Below are 517 nucleotides of genomic sequence, written 5' to 3'. Positions count from 1 at the left end.
GGCGGGCACGCCGCACCGACGGGCGAGGCGCCACAGGTTCGTCGCGTGACGCCGACTGGCCATCGCCTCGGGCGGGCCGTCGTGGCAGGCCACCTCGAGGGCGAGCGCGCCGTGCGGGAGAGCGGTTCGCCAGCGACGCACCAGGGCCTCGGCCTCGGCGTGACGACCACGCAGGAGTGCCTGCCCGACGTCCGAATCCGGGCCGAGGAGCACCGTGAGTGCCGGCTGGTTCGGTTCGCTCTCGTGCGTGACGTGCGCGGCCACCCGGTCGAGACTCGTGGCGGGCGCGCCGCGCTCACCGCTCAGATGAGCATCGGTGACGAGACGGCACAGCTGGGCCCACCCCAGCCCCGGCGCGAGCCCCGACGCCGCACCGCGGGCGAGGACGGTGACGCGCGGGCTCCGCTCGTCCCGCGCCGGGCCACCCTTGGCGGGGGTACGCGCCCGCAGCACGCGCTCGGGCGCCAGCGCGAGGTCGACGCCGAGGATCGGCTCGAGGCCTGCGGCGGTGCACGCC

General features: G+C 77.2%; 1 pseudogene. It reads right to left on the bottom strand.

The features are described from left to right. Window positions 1–517 (bottom strand): annotated as a pseudogene (locus tag AX669_RS13660) (DNA polymerase III subunit alpha); the annotation flags it as partial.

The organism is Dermacoccus sp. CCH2-D9, assembly GCF_001556795.1.
Taxonomy (GTDB): domain Bacteria; phylum Actinomycetota; class Actinomycetes; order Actinomycetales; family Dermatophilaceae; genus Dermacoccus; species Dermacoccus nishinomiyaensis.
Note: the sequence above shows the minus strand (reverse complement) of the source record. Positions and strands in the feature narration are given on the sequence as shown.